At 57.6% G+C, this 19,823-nt stretch carries 13 protein-coding genes; 3 read left to right on the top strand and 10 right to left on the bottom strand.

Features of this window, described 5'->3' with window-relative positions:
* Positions 1-252 precede the first annotated feature (252 nt).
* Positions 253-2,958 (top strand): HTH-type transcriptional regulator MalT, encoded by a 2,706-nt coding sequence (gene malT / locus L3069_RS21030; protein ID WP_022649640.1) that lies wholly within the window; start codon positions 253-255, stop codon positions 2,956-2,958.
* A gap of 97 nt (positions 2,959-3,055) precedes the next feature.
* On the opposite strand, the gene L3069_RS21035 is transcribed toward malT, so the two are convergent.
* From L3069_RS21035 to glpE, 3 genes are read right to left on the bottom strand one after another with little or no spacing between them, the layout of a single operon-like run.
* Positions 3,056-3,814: a DeoR/GlpR family transcriptional regulator gene (locus L3069_RS21035; protein ID WP_022649641.1), complete on the bottom strand. Its 759-nt coding sequence runs from the start codon at positions 3,812-3,814 to the stop codon at positions 3,056-3,058.
* Positions 3,815-3,830: 16 nt separating this feature from the next.
* Complete coding sequence (gene glpG / locus L3069_RS21040; RefSeq protein WP_022649642.1) at positions 3,831-4,661, bottom strand: rhomboid family intramembrane serine protease GlpG; 831 nt, start codon at positions 4,659-4,661, stop codon at positions 3,831-3,833.
* A gap of 47 nt (positions 4,662-4,708) precedes the next feature.
* Complete coding sequence (gene glpE / locus L3069_RS21045) at positions 4,709-5,041, bottom strand: thiosulfate sulfurtransferase GlpE (RefSeq protein WP_022649643.1); 333 nt, start codon at positions 5,039-5,041, stop codon at positions 4,709-4,711.
* A 250-nt stretch (positions 5,042-5,291) separates the two neighbouring features.
* On the opposite strand from glpE, the gene glpD reads away from it, so the two are divergent.
* Positions 5,292-6,800 (top strand): glycerol-3-phosphate dehydrogenase, encoded by a 1,509-nt coding sequence (gene glpD, locus L3069_RS21050; RefSeq protein ID WP_038416857.1) that lies wholly within the window; start codon positions 5,292-5,294, stop codon positions 6,798-6,800.
* Between the two features lie 90 nt (positions 6,801-6,890).
* Here glpD and glgP read toward each other — a convergent pair whose 3' ends face one another.
* From glgP to asd, 6 genes are all read right to left on the bottom strand, one after another.
* On the bottom strand, positions 6,891-9,338 hold the full coding sequence (glgP, locus tag L3069_RS21055) for a glycogen phosphorylase (protein ID WP_023307123.1): 2,448 nt from the start codon (positions 9,336-9,338) through the stop codon (positions 6,891-6,893).
* A gap of 18 nt (positions 9,339-9,356) precedes the next feature.
* Entirely contained in the window at positions 9,357-10,790 is a 1,434-nt protein-coding gene (gene glgA, locus L3069_RS21060; protein WP_022649646.1) for a glycogen synthase GlgA, read from the bottom strand.
* A complete protein-coding gene (gene glgC / locus L3069_RS21065; RefSeq protein ID WP_003861582.1) occupies positions 10,790-12,085 on the bottom strand; it encodes a glucose-1-phosphate adenylyltransferase in 1,296 nt (431 codons plus the stop codon). Before glgC ends, glgA begins: the two co-directional genes overlap by 1 nt.
* Before the next feature lie 17 nt (positions 12,086-12,102).
* Complete coding sequence (gene glgX / locus L3069_RS21070) at positions 12,103-14,076, bottom strand: glycogen debranching protein GlgX (protein WP_038416859.1); 1,974 nt, start codon at positions 14,074-14,076, stop codon at positions 12,103-12,105.
* Positions 14,073-16,259, bottom strand: coding sequence for a 1,4-alpha-glucan branching enzyme (gene glgB / locus L3069_RS21075; protein ID WP_023298793.1), 2,187 nt, complete (start codon positions 16,257-16,259; stop codon positions 14,073-14,075). Before glgB ends, glgX begins: the two co-directional genes overlap by 4 nt.
* A gap of 239 nt (positions 16,260-16,498) precedes the next feature.
* Positions 16,499-17,602, bottom strand: coding sequence for an aspartate-semialdehyde dehydrogenase (gene asd / locus L3069_RS21080; protein WP_038416860.1), 1,104 nt, complete (start codon positions 17,600-17,602; stop codon positions 16,499-16,501).
* A gap of 178 nt (positions 17,603-17,780) precedes the next feature.
* On the opposite strand from asd, the gene yhgN reads away from it, so the two are divergent.
* A complete protein-coding gene (yhgN, locus tag L3069_RS21085; protein WP_003861574.1) occupies positions 17,781-18,374 on the top strand; it encodes an NAAT family transporter YhgN in 594 nt (197 codons plus the stop codon).
* A gap of 105 nt (positions 18,375-18,479) precedes the next feature.
* Here yhgN and gntU read toward each other — a convergent pair whose 3' ends face one another.
* Entirely contained in the window at positions 18,480-19,820 is a 1,341-nt protein-coding gene (gene gntU / locus L3069_RS21090; RefSeq protein WP_017693851.1) for a gluconate transporter, read from the bottom strand.
* Between the last annotated feature and the right edge of the window lie 3 nt (positions 19,821-19,823).

The following is a 19,823-nucleotide window of genomic DNA, read 5'->3' on the forward strand; positions in this document are numbered from 1 at the left end:
CCGTCATTATCTCTTTCTGAAACCAGTTTCAGCGCAACCGCGCGCCATGCAGTCAAGCCAGTAACAGTGCGGCATCCAGCCATTTATGAAAAGTTCCACCAATGATGAGAATGTTTTGTGACAGAGTGCAAATTCAGAGCCTCCAAACCCAGACATAACTTGCAATAGTTCCTCTATTGGCCGAACTTATAGATATTAATTACGAAGCGCAAAAAAATAAATTCTCTCGTTCCCCACAGTGAAGTGAAAACTATGTTGATTCCGTCCAAATTAAGTCGCCCGGTTCGTCTTGACCATACTGTGGTCCGCGAGCGCCTGCTGGCTAAACTTTCCGGTGCGCATAATTTCCGACTGGCGCTGGTTACGAGTCCTGCGGGTTATGGAAAAACAACGCTCATTTCGCAATGGGCGGCAGGTAAAAGCGATCTTGGCTGGTACTCCCTGGATGAAGGTGATAACCAGCAGGAGCGTTTTGCCAGCTATTTAATTGCCGCGATTCAGCAGGCAACCAACGGACACTGCGTCACCAGCGAGGTGATGGTGCAAAAGCGCCAGTACGCCAGCCTGTCCTCTCTGTTCTCCCAGCTGTTTATCGAACTGGCCGAATGGCATCGCCCGCTGTATGTGGTGATTGATGATTATCATCTGATCACCAACCCGGTTATTCACGAGTCGATGCGGTTCTTCCTGCGCCATCAGCCGGAAAACCTGACGCTGGTCGTCCTGTCGCGCAACCTTCCGCAGCTGGGCATTGCCAACCTGCGGGTGCGCGATCAGCTACTGGAAATTGGCAGTCAGCAGCTGGCCTTTACCCATCAGGAAGCGAAACAGTTCTTTGACTGCCGTCTGACTTCTCCGATTGAGGCGTCGGAAAGCAGCCGCCTGTGTGATGACGTTGCAGGCTGGGCCACGGCGCTTCAGCTGATTGCCCTTTCCGCGCGGCAAAACAATAGCCCAACGCACCAGTCCGCGCGCCGCCTGGCGGGCATCAACGCCAGCCACCTGTCGGATTATCTGGTGGATGAGGTACTCAACAGCGTAGACCTCACTACCCGCCATTTCCTGCTGAAAAGCTCCCTGCTACGTTCGATGAACGATGCGCTGATTGTGCGCGTCACCGGTATTGAAAACGGGCAGCTTCAGCTCGAAGAGATTGAACGTCAGGGTTTGTTCCTGACGCGAATGGACGATCCCGGCGAATGGTTTAGCTACCATCCGCTGTTTGGCAGCTTCCTGCGCCAGCGTTGCCAGTGGGAGATGGCCGCAGAGCTGCCAGAAATTCACCGCGCCGCCGCCGAAAGCTGGATGGCGCAAGGTTTCCCGAGCGAGGCTATCCACCATGCGCTGGCCGCCGGAGATGCCGGTATGCTGCGCGATATTCTGCTCAACCACGCGTGGGGACTGTTCAACCACAGCGAACTTACGCTGCTGGAAGAGTCGTTAAAAGCGCTGCCGTGGGAGAGCCTGCTGGAGAATCCGCGTCTGGTGCTGCTCCAGGCCTGGCTGATGCAGAGCCAGCATCGCTACAGCGAAGTGAACACCCTGCTGGCGCGCGCCGAGCAGGAGATGGAAAGCGAGATGGATGCCACCCTGCACGGCGAATTTAACGCCCTGCGTGCGCAGGTGGCGATTAACGACGGCGACCCGGAAGAAGCCGAACGGCTGGCGATGGTCGCGCTGGATGAGCTGCCGCTGGCGAATTTCTACAGCCGTATTGTGGCCACCTCGGTACACGGCGAAGTGCTGCACTGTAAGGGCGACCTCACGCGTTCGCTTTCGCTCATGCAGCAAACCGAACAGATGGCCCGCCGCCACGATGTCTGGCATTACGCCCTCTGGAGCCTGATCCAGCAAAGCGAGATTTTATTTGCTCAGGGGTTCCTGCAGGCCGCCTGGGAAAACCAGGAGAAAGCGTTCCAGCTGATCCGTGAACAGCATCTGGAACAGTTGCCGATGCACGAGTTCCTGTTGCGTATTCGCGCTCAGCTGCTCTGGGCATGGTCGCGTCTGGATGAAGCAGAAAGCTGCGCCCGCCAGGGCCTGAATGTGCTTTCGAGCTTCCAGCCGCAGCAGCAACTCCAGTGCCTGGCCCTGCTGGTGCAGTGCTCGCTGGCGCGAGGCGACCTGGATAATGCCCGCAACCACCTTAACCGCCTGGAAAACCTGCTTGGCAACGGACAGTACCATAGCGACTGGGTCTCCAACGCCGATAAGGTCCGGGTGATTTACTGGCAGATGACCGGCGATAAAAAGTCCGCCGCCAACTGGCTGCGTCACACGCCTAAACCAGAATTTGCCAATAACCACTTCCTGCAAAGCCAGTGGCGCAATATTGCCCGCGTGCAGATCCTGCTGGGTGACTTCGAGCCTGCCGAAATCGTGCTGGAAGAGTTAAACGAAAACGCCCGTAGCCTGCGCCTGATGAGCGATTTAAACCGCAACCTGCTGCTGTTAAACCAGCTTTACTGGCAGGCGGGACGTAAAAACGATGCCCAGCGCGTGCTGCTGGAAGCGTTGCAGCTGGCGAACCGCACCGGGTTTATCAGCCACTTTGTGATTGAGGGTGAAGTGATGGCCCAGCAGTTGCGCCAGCTGATTCAGCTCAACACGCTGCCGGAACTCGATCAGCATCGCGCCCAGCGCATTCTGCGCGAGATCAACCAGCACCATCGCCACAAGTTTGCGCACTTCGATGAGAACTTTGTTGAACGTCTGCTGAACCATCCGGAAGTACCGGAGCTTATCCGCACCAGCCCGCTCACACAGCGTGAATGGCAGGTGCTGGGGCTGATCTATTCAGGCTACAGCAACGAGCAGATAGCCGGTGAGCTGGCGGTGGCGGCAACCACCATCAAAACGCACATTCGCAATCTGTATCAGAAGCTGGGCGTGGCGCACCGTCAGGACGCGGTGCAGCATGCGCAGCAGTTGTTGAAGATGATGGGATACGGAGTTTAGTTTTGTGCGGCCTGATGCCCTCACCCCGGCCCTCTCCCACAGGGAGAGGGAGAACAATTTGTAGGTCGGGTAAGCGCAGCGCCACCCGACACCACCGCTAGCACAACTCCAGCTGCAAATTGTTATCCTTAATCACCTGCAACACGCCCGCCGGCGGCATCTCGTCGGTGTAGACCGCATTCACCATGCTAATGCTGCCCATGTTGACCATCGCATTGCGGCCAAATTTCGAGTGATCCACCACCAGCATCACGTGGCGCGAGTTCTCAATAATCGCGCGCTTGGTGCGCACCTCGTGGTAATCAAACTCCAGCAGCGAGCCGTCGGTGTCGATGCCGCTGATCCCCAGAATGCCGAAGTCGAGGCGGAACTGAGAGATAAAATCGAGCGTCGCTTCGCCGATAATGCCCCCGTCGCGGCTGCGCAGTTCGCCGCCCGCGAGGATGATGCGAAAATCGTCTTTCTGCATCAACGTGTTGGCCACGTTCAGGTTGTTGGTCACCACGCGGAGGTTCTCATGGTTCAGCAGCGCATGGGCGACCGCTTCCGGCGTGGTGCCGATATCAATAAACAGCGTCGCGCCGTTCGGGATCTGGCTCGCCACTTTACGGGCGATACGCTCTTTCTCTGCCGTTTGCGTCGCCTTACGGTCATGCCATGAGGTGTTCACCGAGCTGGACGGCAGCGCCGCGCCGCCGTGATGACGCAGAATACGGTTCTGATCGGCCAGGTCGTTGAGGTCACGACGGATGGTTTGCGGGCTGACGGCAAACTGCTCCACCAGCTCTTCAGTACTGACGTATCCCTGTTTTTTTACCAGTTCGATAATGGCGTCATGACGTTGTGTTTGTTTCATGAAATATCCCTGGGAATTATGTTCGTTTTCGCGCATGGAGCGTATCGGCCAGCGCCATCGCCAGCCCGACCGCCAGGCCGGTAACGTGCGCACCATTGGCGATAGACATACCAAACAGATCAAACCATCCGGCAATAAGCCATATTAACGCAAAGGTTATTAATCCACGTTGTAAATAGATGCCGCTTTCCGGGTCGCGCTCGCCTCTGAGCCAGGCGTAACCCATCAGGGCGTACACCACGCCGGATAACCCGCCAAACCACGGACCGCTGAATTTATGCTGCACATAGCCGCTTAACAGGGCGCTGATAAGGGTGATCACAATCAGCTTGCCGCTGCCGAGCCGCTTCTCCACCGCCCCGCCGAGATACCACCACCACAGCAGGTTAAAGAGGATATGCATCACCGAGAAGTGCATCAGCGCATGCGTGAAGTAGCGCCAGACGTCAAATTGCAGGGAGGGATCGTACGGCCATGCGAGGGCAATCATCACGCTCTGGTCGCCCACCACGCTCATAATAATGAAGACGATGATGCAGGCTGCCATCAAAAGCAGCGTAAACGGTCCTGCGCGCTCGCGGAGGGTGGCGAGAAACGGAAAACGTTGATAGTGCAGGCCACTGTCGGTCTGGCCGGATTGCCAGCTTGCTGCCAGATAACGCGGGTCGCCCGGGTTTTCCAGGAAACGCGCCAGCTCGGCGTTCACGCGCCCAGCCTGGCTTTCGTCTGCCAGCCAGACATCCGTCTGTGTATGCTGCTGAATAGTCAGGATAATGCCCTGCGTCGCCATATAGTCGACAAACGCCTGGGCGACGCGCGGGTTGCTAAAAGAGGTGATCATCAACATGGGCAGCGGTCGCTTATTTCCACACAAAAGGGGACAGTATAGCGGGATCAGCGCTCAAACGCGTATTCAACTTCTGCCGGGAAATGACGATGCCATGCATCGAAGCCGCCATCGACGCTGTATACCGCGTCGTAACCCTGCTGGAGCAGATACTGCGCCGCGCCTTTACTGCTGTTGCCGTGATAGCACATCACCATCACCGGCGTGTCGAAGTCGTTATCGCGCATAAACGCGCCCAGCGTGTCGTTGGTGAGATGGAACGCGCCCGGCGTGTGGCCCATCGCAAAGCTCTGCGGATCGCGGATATCCACCAGCACCGCGGTTTTCTGGTGCATCTTCTGATGGGCTTCTTCTACGTTAATACATTCAAACTGATCCATGGTGTTCTCTTTCTGTTGTTCTGGTTGGGTGCGCTCTGGTGCCCTCACCCCAGCCCTATCCCACAGGGAGAGGGAGAAAAGTTAGTCGCACGATTTTACCCCGTAGTGTACGTCCTGGCGGCGGGTAAACGCCATTATGTTATCCATATCACTCTAAATTGTTTTTTTGATGTTACCAAAAGCGCGTTCCTTTGCTATTATGAGCGATATCGAACATTTTTGAGCTTTAACGAAAGTGCATGAGGGTGTTATGGAAACCAAAGATCTGATTGTGATAGGCGGGGGCATCAACGGTGCCGGTATTGCGGTTGATGCCGCAGGACGCGGTTTATCCGTGCTGATGCTGGAAGCTAACGATCTCGCCTGCGCGACGTCGTCCGCCAGCTCCAAGCTGATCCACGGAGGCCTGCGCTACCTGGAACACTACGAATTCCGCCTGGTCAGCGAAGCGCTGGCCGAACGCGAAGTGCTGCTGAAAATGGCTCCGCATCTGGCGATCCCGATGCGCTTCCGCCTGCCCCACCGCCCGCACCTGCGTCCGGCGTGGATGATCCGCATCGGCCTGTTCATGTACGATCATCTGGGTAAACGCACCAGCCTGCCGGGTTCGACCGGTTTGCGTTTTGGCTCAGAATCGGTCCTTAAGCCTGAAATCGTGCGCGGTTTCGAATATTCCGACTGCTGGGTGGACGATGCGCGTCTGGTGCTGGCTAACGCGCAGATGGTCGAGAAGAAAGGCGGCGAGGTGAAAACCCGTACCCGCGCGATCGCCGCGCGCCGCGAAAACGGCCTGTGGATCGTGGAAGCGGAAGACGTGGATACCGGCGAGAAGTTTAGCTGGAAAGCGCGCGGCCTGGTGAACGCCACCGGCCCGTGGGTGAAACAGTTCTTCGATGACGGTATGCACCTGCCTTCTCCGTACGGCATCCGCCTGATCAAGGGCAGCCACATTGTGGTGCCGCGCGTGCATACCCAGAAGCAGGCTTATATCCTGCAAAACGAAGACAAGCGCATCGTGTTTGTGATCCCGTGGATGGACGAGTTCTCCATCATCGGCACCACTGACGTGGAGTACAAGGGCGATCCGAAAAACGTTGAGATTGAAGAGAGCGAAGTCAGCTACCTGCTGAAAGTGTACAACGCACACTTTAAGAAACAGCTGGCGCGCGATGACGTGGTCTGGACCTACTCCGGCGTGCGTCCGCTGTGTGATGACGAGTCTGACTCACCGCAGGCCATCACCCGTGACTATACGCTTGATATTCATGACGTGGACGGTCAGGCGCCGCTGCTGTCGGTGTTTGGCGGTAAGCTCACCACCTACCGTAAACTGGCGGAGCACGCGCTGGAGAAACTGGCGCCGTATTACAAAGGCATCGGCCCGGCGTGGACGAAAGGCGCCGTGCTGCCTGGCGGCGATATCGGCAATAACCGCGACGATTACGCCGCGAAGCTGCGTCGCCGCTTCCCGTTCATTACCGAAGGAATGGCGCGCCACTACGCCCGCACCTACGGCAGCAATACCGAACTGTTCCTCGGCAACGCGAAAGAGATTGCCGATCTGGGCGAGCATTTTGGCCATGAGCTGTACGAAGCGGAACTGCGCTACCTGGTGGAACACGAATGGGTGCGCCGTCTGGACGATGCCATCTGGCGTCGTACTAAAGAAGGGATGTGGCTGAATGCCGAGCAGCAGTCTCGCGTGGCGCAATGGTTGCAACAGCATGCGGGAAAGCGTGAATTGTCACTGGCGTCCTGAGGGTGACAAAAAATGCCCGGTGGCGCTGCGCTTACCGGGCCTACAGGATCGAGTAGGCCGGGTAAGGCGGAGCCGCCACCCGGCTTTGTTTTACAACCTCACTGGATCAATATGCCAGATATTCTCGGCATACTCTTTGATGGTCCTGTCTGACGAGAAGTATCCCATGTTGGCGATGTTATGCATCGCGGCGCTGGTCCACTTCTCCTGCTGACGGTACAGTTCGTCCACCTTATCCTGACAATCCACGTAGCTGCGGTAATCCGCCAGCACCTGATAGTGATCGCCAAAGTTAATCAGCGAGTCCACCAGGTCACGATAGCGCCCAGGCTCCTCAGGGTTAAACACCCCGGTGGCGATTTGCGTCAGCACCTGGCGTAACTCTTCATCCTCTTCATAATACTCACGCGGCGAGTAGCCCTGCTTGCGAAGCGCCTCTACCTCTTCCGCCGTATTCCCGAAGATAAAGATATTCTCCGCGCCCACATGCTCCAGCATTTCGACATTTGCGCCGTCCAGCGTGCCGATGGTCAGCGCGCCGTTCAGGGCAAACTTCATGTTGCTGGTGCCGGATGCTTCCGTCCCCGCCGTGGAAATCTGCTCAGAGAGATCCGCCGCCGGAATAATCAGCTGCGCCAGGCTTACGCTGTAGTTCGGGATAAACACCACTTTCAGCTTGTCGCCAATGTCCGGATCCTGGTTCACTACCTTCGCCACATCGTTGATAAGATGAATGATGTGCTTCGCCATGTAGTACGCGGAGGCCGCCTTACCGGCAAAGATTTTCACGCGCGGCACCCACTCCGCCGTCGGGTCAGCCTTAATGCGGTTGTAGTGAGTGATGACGTGCAGGACGTTCATCAGCTGACGCTTGTACTCGTGGATACGTTTGATCTGCACGTCGAACAGCGCTTTCGGGTTCGCCACCACGTTGAGATGCATCGCCAGCCAGACTGACAGCCGTTTCTTGTTCAGCAGCTTGGCTTCCCGTACGGCTTTGTTCACCGTCGGAAAATCAATGTGTTGCTCAAGCTCGCTCAGCTGGCTCAAATCGGTGCGCCAGGTGCGGCCGATATTTTCGTCCAGCACGTCAGACAGCGGCTGGTTCGCCAGCGCCAGCCAGCGGCGCGGGGTGACGCCGTTGGTCACGTTGCAGAAACGCGTCGGGAAGATCTTCGCAAAGTCTGCAAACAGCGACTGCACCATCAGGTTCGAATGCAGCTCTGAAACCCCGTTGACCTTATGGCTGATCACCACCGCCAGCCAGGCCATGCGTACGCGGCGACCATTGGATTCATCAATGATCGAGGCGCGGCTCAGCAGGCCGGTATCGTTCGGGTACTGCTCCTGCAAGGTCTTGAGGAAGTAGTCGTTGATCTCGAAGATGATTTGCAGGTGGCGCGGCAGAATTTTGCCGAGCATATCCACCGGCCACGTCTCCAGCGCTTCACTCATCAGCGTATGGTTGGTGTACGAGAACACCTGGCAGGTCACTTCAAACGCGTCATCCCAGCTGAACTTATGCTCGTCAATCAGCAGGCGCATCAGCTCAGGGATCGACAGCACCGGATGGGTATCGTTGAGGTGAATAGCGGTTTTTTCCGCCAGATTCGCATAGGTTTTGTGCAGCTGATAGTGACGGCTAAGGATATCCTGAATCGTTGCCGAGACGAGGAAATACTCCTGACGCAGACGCAGCTCGCGGCCCGAGTAGGTCGAGTCATCCGGATACAGGACGCGGGACACGTTCTCAGAGTGGTTTTTATCTTCCACCGCCGCGAAGTAGTCACCCTGATTGAATTTACCGAGGTTGATCTCGCTACTGGCCTGCGCGTTCCACAGGCGCAGCGTGTTGGTCGCATCGGTGTCGTAGCCGGGGATAATCTGGTCATAGGCCACGGCGAGGATCTCTTCGGTTTCCACCCAGCGGGATTTTTTCCCTTCCTGCTGAATACGCCCGCCAAAACGCACCTTGTAGCGCGTGTTGTGGCGCTTGAACTCCCACGGGTTACCGTACTCCAGCCAGTAGTCCGGCGACTCTTTCTGACGGCCATCAACGATGTTCTGCTTGAACATGCCGTAGTCGTAGCGAATACCGTACCCGCGTCCCGGCAGCGCCAGCGTCGCCAGTGAATCGAGGAAGCAGGCGGCAAGACGCCCGAGACCGCCGTTACCCAGCCCCGGGTCGTTCTCTTCGTCAATCAGCTCTTCTAAGTCCAGCCCCATCTCTTCCAGTGCGTTTTTGACGTCGTCATAAATCCCGAGCGATAACAGCGCATTGGAGAGGGTGCGACCAATCAAAAACTCCATCGACAGGTAATACACCTGTCGCGTCTCCTGCGAGAGCTGGGCGCGGTTGGAGCGCAGCCAGCGTTCGACCATACGGTCACGCACCGCAAACAGCGTGGCGTTCAGCCACTCATGTTTGTTGGCAATAACGGGATCTTTCCCAATGGTAAACATCAGCTTATAGGCGATGGAGTGTTTCAACGCCTCAACGCTGAGCGTGGGGGAAGAGTAGCTAAATGGAGCATTCATATCAGTAACTTCGCCTCGTTACATCAAGCGTTGATAAAGGTCGCGGTAGGACTGCGCCGCAACGTGCCAGCCAAAGTCCATGGACATCGCCTGACGTTGTACGTAACGCCACAGGGATGGACGGGACCACAAGACGAAAGCACGCCGGATCGCCCGAAGTAGCGACCAGGCATTACTGTCCTCGAAAACAAACCCGCTGGCGATACCATCCGCCAGGTTTTCCAGGGAGCTGTCAGACACCGTATCCGCCAGCCCGCCCGTGCGGCGTACCAGCGGCAGCGTGCCGTATTTCAGACCATAGAGCTGCGTCAGGCCGCAGGGCTCGAAACGGCTCGGCACCAGAATCACGTCTGCGCCGCCCATGATGCGGTGCGAGAACGCTTCGTGATAGCCAATCTGCACGCCCACCTGCCCCGGATGTTCCGCCGCGGCCGCGAGGAAACCTTCCTGCAATACCGGGTCGCCCGCGCCGAGTAGCGCCAGCTGGCCGCCCTGCTCCAGTAATCCTGGCAGCGCTTCCAGCACCAGATCCAGCCCTTTCTGGCTGGTCAGGCGGCTGACCACCGCAAACAGCGGTACCTTGTCGTTGACCTTCAGCCCCATCGCAATCTGTAGCTGACGCTTGTTCTCCGCTTTGTCCTCCACGGAGTCGCGACCATAGCGCGCTGCCAGCAGGAGGTCCGTTTCCGGATTCCAGATCTGTTCATCCACGCCGTTCAGAATGCCCGACAGACGACCTTCACGGTGGCGCTGTTGCAGTAGCCCTTCCATACCGTAACCGAACTCCGGCTGGGTAATTTCCCGCGCGTAGGTTGGGCTGACCGCCGTGATGTGGTCGGCGTAGTACAGACCGGCCTTCAGGAACGAAATCTGTCCGTTAAACTCCAGTCCGTGCATGTTAAAGAACGACCATGGCAGATCGATGTCATTCATATGATGCGCGTAATACATGCCCTGATACGCCAGGTTGTGCACCGTAAACACCGATTTCGCCGGGTGTCCTTTCGCCGCCAGATACGCAGGAGCCAGCCCCGCATGCCAGTCGTGCGCATGCACCACGTTCGGACGCCAGAACGGATCCAGCCCGACGGCCATCTCCGCCCCCACCCAGCCGAGCAGGGCAAAGCGCAGCACGTTATCGGTATAGGCGTACAGGTTGGTATCGTGATACGGGCTGCCGGGTCGGTCGTATAAATGCGGCGCATCAATCAGGTAAATCCCTACGCCATTGTAATGTCCAAACAGCAGGGTGATACGTCCCGCGAAGGTCTCGCGGCGGGTAACAACCTTCGCATCGGGAATACCCCGCCGGATATCCGGAAAAGCGGGTAACAACACGCGGGTATCCACCCCTCCGGCAATTTGCGCCGCCGGTAATGCACCAAGAACATCCGCCAGTCCGCCCGTTTTTAACAACGGGAACATCTCAGAACATACGTGTAAAACCTGCATCATCGCTCCTGTTTGATTTGCAGCTTCCGCAACATTTCCCGTGTTACTAACACGATCCCCTCTTCCGATCGGTAGAAACGACGTGCATCTTCTTCCGCGTTTTCCCCAATCACCATCCCTTCGGGAATGACGCAGGCACGGTCGATAACGCAGCGACGCAGACGACATGAGCGCCCTACCCAGACATCCGGCAGCAGGACTGCCGAATCGATATTACAGAATGAGTTTATACGCACGCGCGGGAACAGCACGGACTGCACCACCACCGAACCGGAGATAATGCACCCGCCAGAGACCAGCGAGTTCAGCGTCATACCGTGGCTGCCGGAGCGATCCTGGACGAACTTCGCCGGCGGCAGCGATTCCATATGGGTGCGAATCGGCCAGTTCTGGTCGTACATATCCAGTTCAGGCGTCACAGATGCCAAATCGAGGTTGGCTTTCCAGTAGGCTTCCAGCGTGCCGACGTCGCGCCAGTAAGGTTCCGCATTTGGATCGGACTGCACGCAGGACAATGGGAAAGGATGTGCATACGCCATGCCAGCTTTGGTAATTTTCGGGATGATGTCTTTACCGAAGTCGTGGCTGGAGTTTTCGTCTTTGTCGTCTTCTTCCAGCAGCTCATAAAGATAATCGGCATCAAAGACATAGATCCCCATGCTGGCGAGCGATTTGGTGTCGTCTCCCGGCATGGTTGGCGGATTCGCCGGTTTTTCGACAAAGTCGATAATCTTGTCATCGCCATCTACATGCATCACGCCAAACGCGGTTGCTTCTGCAACAGGCACCGGCAGACACGCCACGGTGCAGCGCGCACCTTTTTCGACGTGGTCGATCAGCATGTGGGAGTAATCTTGCTTGTAGATGTGGTCCCCGGCGAGGATAACGATGTATTCCGCGTTGTAGCGGCGAATGATGTCGAGGTTCTGGGTTACGGCATCCGCCGTGCCGCGGTACCAGTTCTCCCCGTGTACGCGCTGCTGCGCCGGGAGCAGATCGACAAACTCGTTCATCTCTTCGCTGAAGAATGACCAGCCGCGCTGAATGTGCTGCACCAGCGTGTGCGACTGATACTGGGTAATGACGCCAATACGGCGAATGCCTGAGTTCAGGCAGTTGGAGAGTGCAAAATCGATAATACGGAACTTACCACCAAAGTGAACGGCCGGTTTGGCGCGCTTGATGGTCAAATCTTTCAGACGGGTACCACGCCCGCCCGCGAGGATCAGGGCAACTGTTTTTAATGGTAGCTGGCGCGCCAACATTAACGGATCGTTCTTCTCTAATCTAACCATGACTAACTCCTTTTTTATCATCTTTGGAATACGCACACTCCGTGCGCAGGCCCGTGCCAGACAGCCATAACAACCGGATTATCCGCTCCGGCAAAGGGAGGAATGGCTCGCCATTCCCCGTCAGGTAAAACAATCTCTGCGACGTCATCCGTCGCGTTCAGCGTCACCAGCCACGCATCCGAAAGCAGGATTTGCAGACAGGGTATGCCGTGTTGCCACTCTTGCGCGCTTAACGGTTGCGCGTCTTTATTCAGCCAGCGAACGTTGCCGTCGCCCTCTTCCCACCAGCAGTCGGCGGTGAGCGCGGGGATGTGCTGGCGAAGATGGATCAGCGCCGCGGTGAAATGGGTCAACCCGCTGTTCGCTTCTTCCCAGTTGAGCCAGGTCAGGGTGTTGTCCTGGCAATAGGCGTTGTTGTTGCCGTGCTGGCTGTGACCGTGCTCATCGCCCGCCAGCAGCATCGGCGTGCCCTGCGACAACAAAAGCGTCGTCAGCAGCGCATGAACGCTGGCGCGTCGCCGCTCGATAACATCCAGACTTCCGCCTAACCCTTCTATACCATGGTTAAAGCTATGGTTGTTGTTAGTCCCATCGCGATTCTCTTCGCCGTTTGCCTCATTGTGTTTCTGATTGAAACAAACGCAGTCGCGCAGCGTAAAACCGTCGTGCGCCGTCACCAGATTAATGGTGGCCGACGGACGTTTGCCGTCACGCTTAAAGAGATCGCTGGAGCCGGCAAAGCGACCGGCAAACTCCCCCAGCGACAGATCGCGCGTCAGCCAGAAGCGGCGGACGGCATCGCGGAAGTGGTCGTTCCACTCGGCAAACAGCGGCGGGAAGTTCCCCACCTGATAACCGCCCTCGCCGATGTCCCAGGGCTCCGCAATCAGCTTCACCTTTGAAAGCACCGGACAGTTTTTGATGGCCTCAAACAGCGGCGCCTGCTGGCTGAACGCCGGGGTGCGCCCCATTACCGGCGCCAGGTCGAAACGAAAACCGTCCACGTGGAACGTCTCAACCCAGTATTTCAGGCACGCGTACGCGTAATGCGTAACGGCCGGATGACTGAGGTTGAGGGTGTTACCGCACCCGGTCCAGTTCTCGTAATCGCCGTCGTCCCTGATCCAATAATAGCTACGGTTATCGATTCCGCGCTGTGAGAGCGTCGGGCCATCAAGATCGCTTTCTGCACTGTGGTTCAACACCACGTCCAGAATGACCTCGATACCCGCCGCGTGAAGCGCCTTCACCGCATCGCGAAACTCATCCCGCGCCTTCTCCGGATGCACCGCGTAGCGCGGGTCGAGGGCGAACATCGCCAGCGGGTTGTAGCCCCAGTAGTTGCTTAACCCAAGACGCTGCAGCCGCGGCTCGCTGGCAAAATGCGCCACGGGCAACAGCTCCAGGGCGGTGATCCCTAAGTGCTTCAGGTACGCGACCATCGTCGGATGCCCAAGCGCTTTGTAGGTACCGCGCATCTCTTTGGGGATTGACGGATGCAGATACGTCAGCCCTTTGACGTGGGCTTCATAAATAACGGTGTTGCCCCACGGCGTGCGCGGCGGGGCATCGTCTTCCCAGTCGTAGAGATCGTGTACCACCACGCTTTTGGGCGCGACGGGTGCGCTGTCGCGGTGGTCTGGTTCGCCGTAGCCAACGTGGAACAGCGAGTCGTCTTTAAACTCGCCGTCCACGCGGTGCGCACATGGGTCAATCAGCAGCTTCGCCGGGTTAAACCAGTGCCCCTGAGAGGGCTCCCAGGGGCCGTGAACGCGAAAACCGTAGTGCACCCCCGGCCGTCCTCCGGGCAGGTAGCCATGCCAGGTATCCCCCGTGCGCGCCGGTAAATCGTAACGGTGTTCGTTACCTTCCCCGTCAAACACACAGAGTTCCACCCGCTCAGCGTGGGCAGAAAAGAGCGTGAAGTTCACCCCCTTTCCGTCAAAACTCGCCCCGAGCGGTTCGGGTTTACCTGCCGAGAGCTGCGTCATTCTCCCTCCCGCACCAGCCAGATTGTGCTCAGCGGCGGCAGCGTCAGGCCAAGGGAGTTCGGACGACCGTGGCTTTCGATGGCGTCGCTCTGTACCAGCCCGCCGTTACCGGCGTTGCTGCCGTGGTAGTGCATGGAGTCGGTGTTAAGGATTTCGCGCCATTTGCCCGGCTGGTTAATGCCGAAGCGGTAGTGTTCGCGCGGTATCGGCGTGAAGTTGCTGGCGACGATGATCTCGTTACCCGCCTTGTCGCGGCGCACAAAGACAAACACCGAGCGCTCGTGGTCGTCCACCACCAGCCACTCAAAGCCGTACGGATCGAAGTCCAGCTCGTGCAGCGCTTTGTGGTGACGATAGGTCAGGTTCAGGTCGCGAACCAGACGCTGCACGCCGTGGTGCCAGTTGTCCGCGCCTTCCAGCAGATGCCAGTCAAGGCTGGTGTCGTGGTTCCATTCGCGCCCTTGCGCAAATTCGTTGCCCATAAACAGCAGCTTTTTGCCCGGGAAGGCGAACATCCAGCCGTAATAGGCGCGCAGGTTGGCAAACTTCTGCCACGCGTCCCCCGGCATGCGGTCGAGAACGGATTTCTTGCCGTGTACCACTTCATCGTGCGACAGCGGCAGCATGAAGTTTTCGGTGTAGTTGTAGAGCAGCCCGAAGGTGAGCTTATCGTGGTGATACTGACGATAAACCGGGTCAAGCTTCATGTAGTCGAGCGTGTCGTGCATCCAGCCGAGGTTCCACTTGTACCAGAAGCCCAGGCCGCCCATTGCCGGTGGACGGGAAACGCCCGGGAAGTCGGTTGACTCTTCCGCCATAGTCACGGCGCCTTCCACCTGCTCGCCGATGATGCGGTTGGTGTTGCGCAGAAACTCAATCGCTTCGAGGTTTTCACGCCCGCCATACTCGTTTGGGATCCACTCACCCTCTTTGCGGCTGTAGTCGCGGTAGATCATCGACGCCACCGCATCCACGCGCAGGGCATCAATACCGAAACGTTCGATCCAGTACAGCGCGTTCCCGACCAGGTAGTTTGACACTTCACGGCGACCGTAGTTGTAGATCAGCGTGTTCCAGTCCTGGTGATAGCCTTCGCGCGGATCGCTATGCTCGTACAGCTTCGTACCGTCAAACTCTGCCAACGCAAAATCATCCGACGGGAAGTGGCCCGGCACCCAGTCGAGGATCACGTTCAGTCCGGCGGCGTGCGCGGCATCAATGAAATAGCGGAAGTCATCGCGCGTGCCGAAGCGGCGCGTAGGCGCATATAGCCCGGTCGGCTGATAGCCCCAGCTACCGTCGAACGGGTGTTCGTTGATTGGCAGCAGCTCCAGATGGGTAAAGCCCATCCATTTGGCGTACGGCACCAGCTGGTCCGCCAGCTCGCGATAGCTCAGCCAGAAGTTGTTATCGGTGTGGCGACGCCAGGAGCCGAGATGCACTTCATAGACGGAGATCGGCGCATCAAAGCGGTTGGCCTGCTTGCGCTCCTCGCTCTGGACAACCTTCTCCGGCAGGCCGCAAATCAGCGAGGCGGTATTCGGGCGCAGTTCGGCCTCAAAGGCGTACGGGTCGGATTTAATACGCAGCTTGCCGTTGGCATCGATCATCTCGAATTTGTAGAGCTGACCGTTGTGCGCGCCGGGGATAAACAGCTCCCAGATGCCGGTTTCCCGGCGCAGGCGCATGGGGTGACGACGACCGTCCCAGTAGTTGAACTGCCCGACGACGGAGACGCGCTGGGCGTTTGGCGCCCATACGGCAAAGCGCGTGCCGGTGATACCGTCCATGGTATCCGCATGGGCACCCAGCGTTTCGTAGGGGCGTAAATGGGTCCCTTCGGACAGCAGCCAGGCGTCCATCTCTTTTAAGAGCGGGCCGAAGCTATAGGGATCATCAATCAGGTTTTGCTGACCGTGCCAGATAACGGCAAGCTGATAACGAAAAGGATTTTTACGGCGGGGCATGACGCCCGAGAAGAAGCCACGCGAGTCGAGGCATTCCAGATTACCCACCTTGCGGCCGGTTTTGGGTTCGATAACCCACACTTCTGTTGCATCCGGTAACAGCGCCCGAACTTCCAGTCCGGCCTCTGTACGGTGCATCCCTAGCACAGAAAAGGGGTCGGCAAAGTGACCCGCAATAAGCGCATTAATCACGTCTCTCGAAATACGATCGGACATGGTATTCATCCTGTTTTTTTATGTCGCCCTTTTTACGCGCTCCGGGACGACTTTTAATGTGACCTAAACGGTGCAGTTAATCCTCTCTGCTCCGCCCTACCCTCAGGTGAGAAATAAATCTTCCTTAAAGCATAGCCAACGTCGTGGGCCCTCCTGATAAAAAATAAGACATCTGCGTTTTACTCCATGTAGTACGCAAAAAAAGGGGGTGACATTCACCCCCGGTGTTTAACAAATTATTACGCCAGCTGGCGCAGCATGCGGCGCAGCGGCTCGGCGGCACCCCACAGAAGCTGGTCGCCAACGGTGAACGCGGAGAGGTACTCCGGCCCCATGTTCAGCTTGCGCAGGCGGCCAACCGGGGTGGTCAGCGTGCCGGTAACGGCTGCCGGGGTCAGTTCGCGCATGGTGATATCGCGATCGTTTGGCACCACTTTCGCCCACGGGTTGTGCGCGGCCAGCAGCTCTTCCACGGTCGGAATAGACACATCTTTTTTCAGTTTAATGGTGAAAGCCTGGCTGTGGCAGCGCAGCGCGCCGATACGCACGCACAGACCGTCAACCGGAATGGTGTTCGCGGTGGCGAGGATTTTGTTGGTCTCAGCCTGGCCCTTCCACTCTTCGCGGGTCTGGCCGTTATCCAGCTGTTTGTCGATCCACGGGATCAGGCCGCCGGCCAGCGGTACGCCAAAGTTATCCATCGGCAATTCGCCACTGCGGGTGAGCTGAGTGACTTTACGCTCGATATCGAGGATCGCGGACGCCGGGTTTGCCAGCTCGGTCGCGACGCTCTGGTGCAGCTGGCCCATCTGGGTCAGCAGCTCGCGCATATGACGCGCGCCGCCGCCGGACGCCGCCTGGTAGGTCGCTACGGAGACCCACTCCACCAGATCCTGTGCGAACAGGCCGCCGAGGGACATCAGCATCAGGCTGACGGTGCAGTTACCGCCAACAAACGTTTTCACGCCGTTGTTCAGGCCGTCGGTGATGACATCCTGGTTAACCGGGTCGAGAATGATGATGGCATCGTCTTTCATACGCAGCGAAGAGGCCGCGTCAATCCAGTAGCCCTGCCAGCCGCTTTCACGCAGCTTCGGATAAATTTCGTTGGTATAATCGCCGCCCTGGCAGGTCACAATAATGTCGAGTGCCTTCAGCGCTTCCAGATCGTAAGCATCCTGCAACGTGCCTGTGGTACCACCAAAGGACGGTGCAGCCTGGCCGAGCTGGGAAGTGGAGAAGAAGACCGGGCGGATGGCGTCGAAATCGCGCTCTTCAACCATGCGTTGCATGAGTACAGAGCCGACCATACCGCGCCAGCCGATAAAACCAACGTTTTTCATAGCATTTTTTTCCTGCAAGGGGTGTGTGCTGATTGTGCAAGCCAGTATTGAACTGGGATATGCTTCACATTACAAAATGCTGCCAAAGTCGCAAGCGAAATTAATCGATGATTGCCCGGCAATCAGAAAAAGTGCTAATCATCGCAATGACCACAATAAGTATCAGGGATAATTTAAGATGAGTGAAATCATTTCCGCAGCGGTTTTATTGATCCTGATTATGGATCCGCTCGGTAATCTGCCGATCTTCATGTCGGTGCTGAAGCACACCGAGCCGAAGCGCCGTCGGGCGATCATGATCCGCGAGCTGCTCATCGCCCTGCTGGTGATGTTTATTTTCCTGTTCGCCGGTGAAAAAATCCTCGCTTTCCTGAACTTACGTGCCGAAACGGTCTCCATTTCCGGCGGGATCATTTTGTTCCTGATTGCCATAAAGATGATTTTCCCGAGCGCGGAGGGCAGCAGCAGCGGCCTGCCTGCGGGTGAAGAACCGTTTATCGTGCCGCTGGCGATTCCGCTGGTCGCCGGGCCAACGATTCTGGCAACGCTGATGCTGCTGTCGCATCAGTACCCGAATCAGATGAGCCACCTGGTCATTGCCCTGCTGATCGCCTGGGGCGGGACATTTATTATTCTGCTGCAGTCGTCGCTGTTCCTGCGCCTGCTGGGCGAGAAAGGGGTGAACGCCCTCGAGCGCCTGATGGGGCTGATTCTGGTGATGATGGCGACGCAGATGTTCCTGGATGGGATCCGGGCATGGATGAAAGGGTGAAGATGTAAAAAAGCCGGGTGGCGCTTACGCTTACCCGGCCTACGGGACCTGATTTTTTTATAGGTCGGGTAAGGCGAAGCCGCCACCCGACAAAATACGGTCTCGTTAGCTCAGCAGCGTAAACGCAATCATCCCGACAACCGCACCCGTCGTGCCGAGGATGGTTTCCATCAGCGTCCAGGTTTTGAGGGTTTGCGCTTCGGTTGCGCCGGTAAATTTACCGAACAGCCAGAAGCCTGCGTCGTTCACGTGAGAAACCACAATCGAACCGCCCGCGATACAGATAGAGAGCGCCGCCATCTGCGCGCCGGAGTAGTTCAGCTGTTCAATCACCGGCATCACCAGCCCCACCGCGGTTAAGCACGCCACGGTCGCGGAGCCCTGAATGATACGCACCGCCGCGGCCAGCACGAAGCAGGTGACCGCAATCGGCAGGCCCATTCCGGTCAGCGCTTCGCCCAGCGCCGGGCCAACGCCGGAATCCACCAGCACCTGCTTGAACACGCCGCCCGCCCCGATCACCAGCAGAATAATCCCCGCCGGTTGTAGCGCGGCACCGCATATCTCCATCACGCGATCTTTTGGCATGCCCTGACGCATCGCCAGCCCGTAAATCGCGACCAGACACGCCACCAGGATCGCAGTGAACGGATGGCCAATAAATTCGAACCATTCGTAAGCGGTTGACCCCACCGGCACAAAACGCGCAGCGATGGTTTTCAGGCCCACCAGCACCAGCGGCAGCAGGATCAGTGACAGACTGAAGCCGAAGGACGGCATTTTGCCCTCGCCCAGGTGCGGCTCGGAGATGTCATCCGGAATGTGCAGCTCAACGTAACGGCTAATGAAGTTGCCCCACAGCGGACCGGCGATAATCATCCCCGGGATCGCCGCACACAGGCCAATCAGGATCATCCAGCCAAAGTCAGCATGCATCTGGGAAGCCAGCAGCATCGGCGCAGGCCCCGGCAGCAGAAACGCCGCCGCCGCCGCCACGCCCGCAAACAGCGGAATGACCAGCTTCACGAGGTTGGTACCGGTATGGCGTGCCATGGAGAACGCCACGCTAATCAGCAGCACCACCGCCACTTCAAAGAACAGCGGCAGCGCGCAAATCAGACCAGCCAGACCAATCGCGTAGTGCGCACGGCTGTGTCCGAAGGATTTCAGCATCTTGACGGCAATCTGATCGACCGCGCCCGTCTCGTGCAAAATCTTGCCAAACATCGCGCCGAGCGCGACTACGATGGCCAGGAAGCCGAGCGTGCCGCCCATCCCTTTTTCCATCGTCGCCGCAATTTTGTCGAGCGGCATTCCGGAAAAGAGACCGGCACCAATAGAAACCACCATCAAAGCAACGAAGGCGTGCATACGTGCCTTCATCACTAAAAACAGCAGCAGCAATACGGAACCCACTGCTGTCAAAACTAGCGTTAATGTACTCAAAAC

Source organism: Enterobacter cloacae complex sp. ECL411 (assembly GCF_021869665.1).
Classification (GTDB): Bacteria; Pseudomonadota; Gammaproteobacteria; order Enterobacterales; family Enterobacteriaceae; genus Enterobacter; species Enterobacter intestinihominis.

Excerpts from the sequence above, each read along its gene's own strand:
- malT (WP_022649640.1), top strand. The coding sequence starts at position 253 with ATGTTGATTCCGTCCAAATTAAGTCGCCCGGTTCGTCTTGACCATACT.
- L3069_RS21035 (WP_022649641.1), bottom strand. The coding sequence starts at position 3,814 with ATGAAACAAACACAACGTCATGACGCCATTATCGAACTGGTAAAAAAA.
- glpG (WP_022649642.1), bottom strand. The coding sequence starts at position 4,661 with ATGTTGATGATCACCTCTTTTAGCAACCCGCGCGTCGCCCAGGCGTTT.
- glpE (WP_022649643.1), bottom strand. The coding sequence starts at position 5,041 with ATGGATCAGTTTGAATGTATTAACGTAGAAGAAGCCCATCAGAAGATG.
- glpD (WP_038416857.1), top strand. The coding sequence starts at position 5,292 with ATGGAAACCAAAGATCTGATTGTGATAGGCGGGGGCATCAACGGTGCC.
- glgP (WP_023307123.1), bottom strand. The coding sequence starts at position 9,338 with ATGAATGCTCCATTTAGCTACTCTTCCCCCACGCTCAGCGTTGAGGCG.
- glgA (WP_022649646.1), bottom strand. The coding sequence starts at position 10,790 with ATGCAGGTTTTACACGTATGTTCTGAGATGTTCCCGTTGTTAAAAACG.
- glgC (WP_003861582.1), bottom strand. The coding sequence starts at position 12,085 with ATGGTTAGATTAGAGAAGAACGATCCGTTAATGTTGGCGCGCCAGCTA.
- glgX (WP_038416859.1), bottom strand. The coding sequence starts at position 14,076 with ATGACGCAGCTCTCGGCAGGTAAACCCGAACCGCTCGGGGCGAGTTTT.
- glgB (WP_023298793.1), bottom strand. The coding sequence starts at position 16,259 with ATGTCCGATCGTATTTCGAGAGACGTGATTAATGCGCTTATTGCGGGT.
- asd (WP_038416860.1), bottom strand. The coding sequence starts at position 17,602 with ATGAAAAACGTTGGTTTTATCGGCTGGCGCGGTATGGTCGGCTCTGTA.
- yhgN (WP_003861574.1), top strand. The coding sequence starts at position 17,781 with ATGAGTGAAATCATTTCCGCAGCGGTTTTATTGATCCTGATTATGGAT.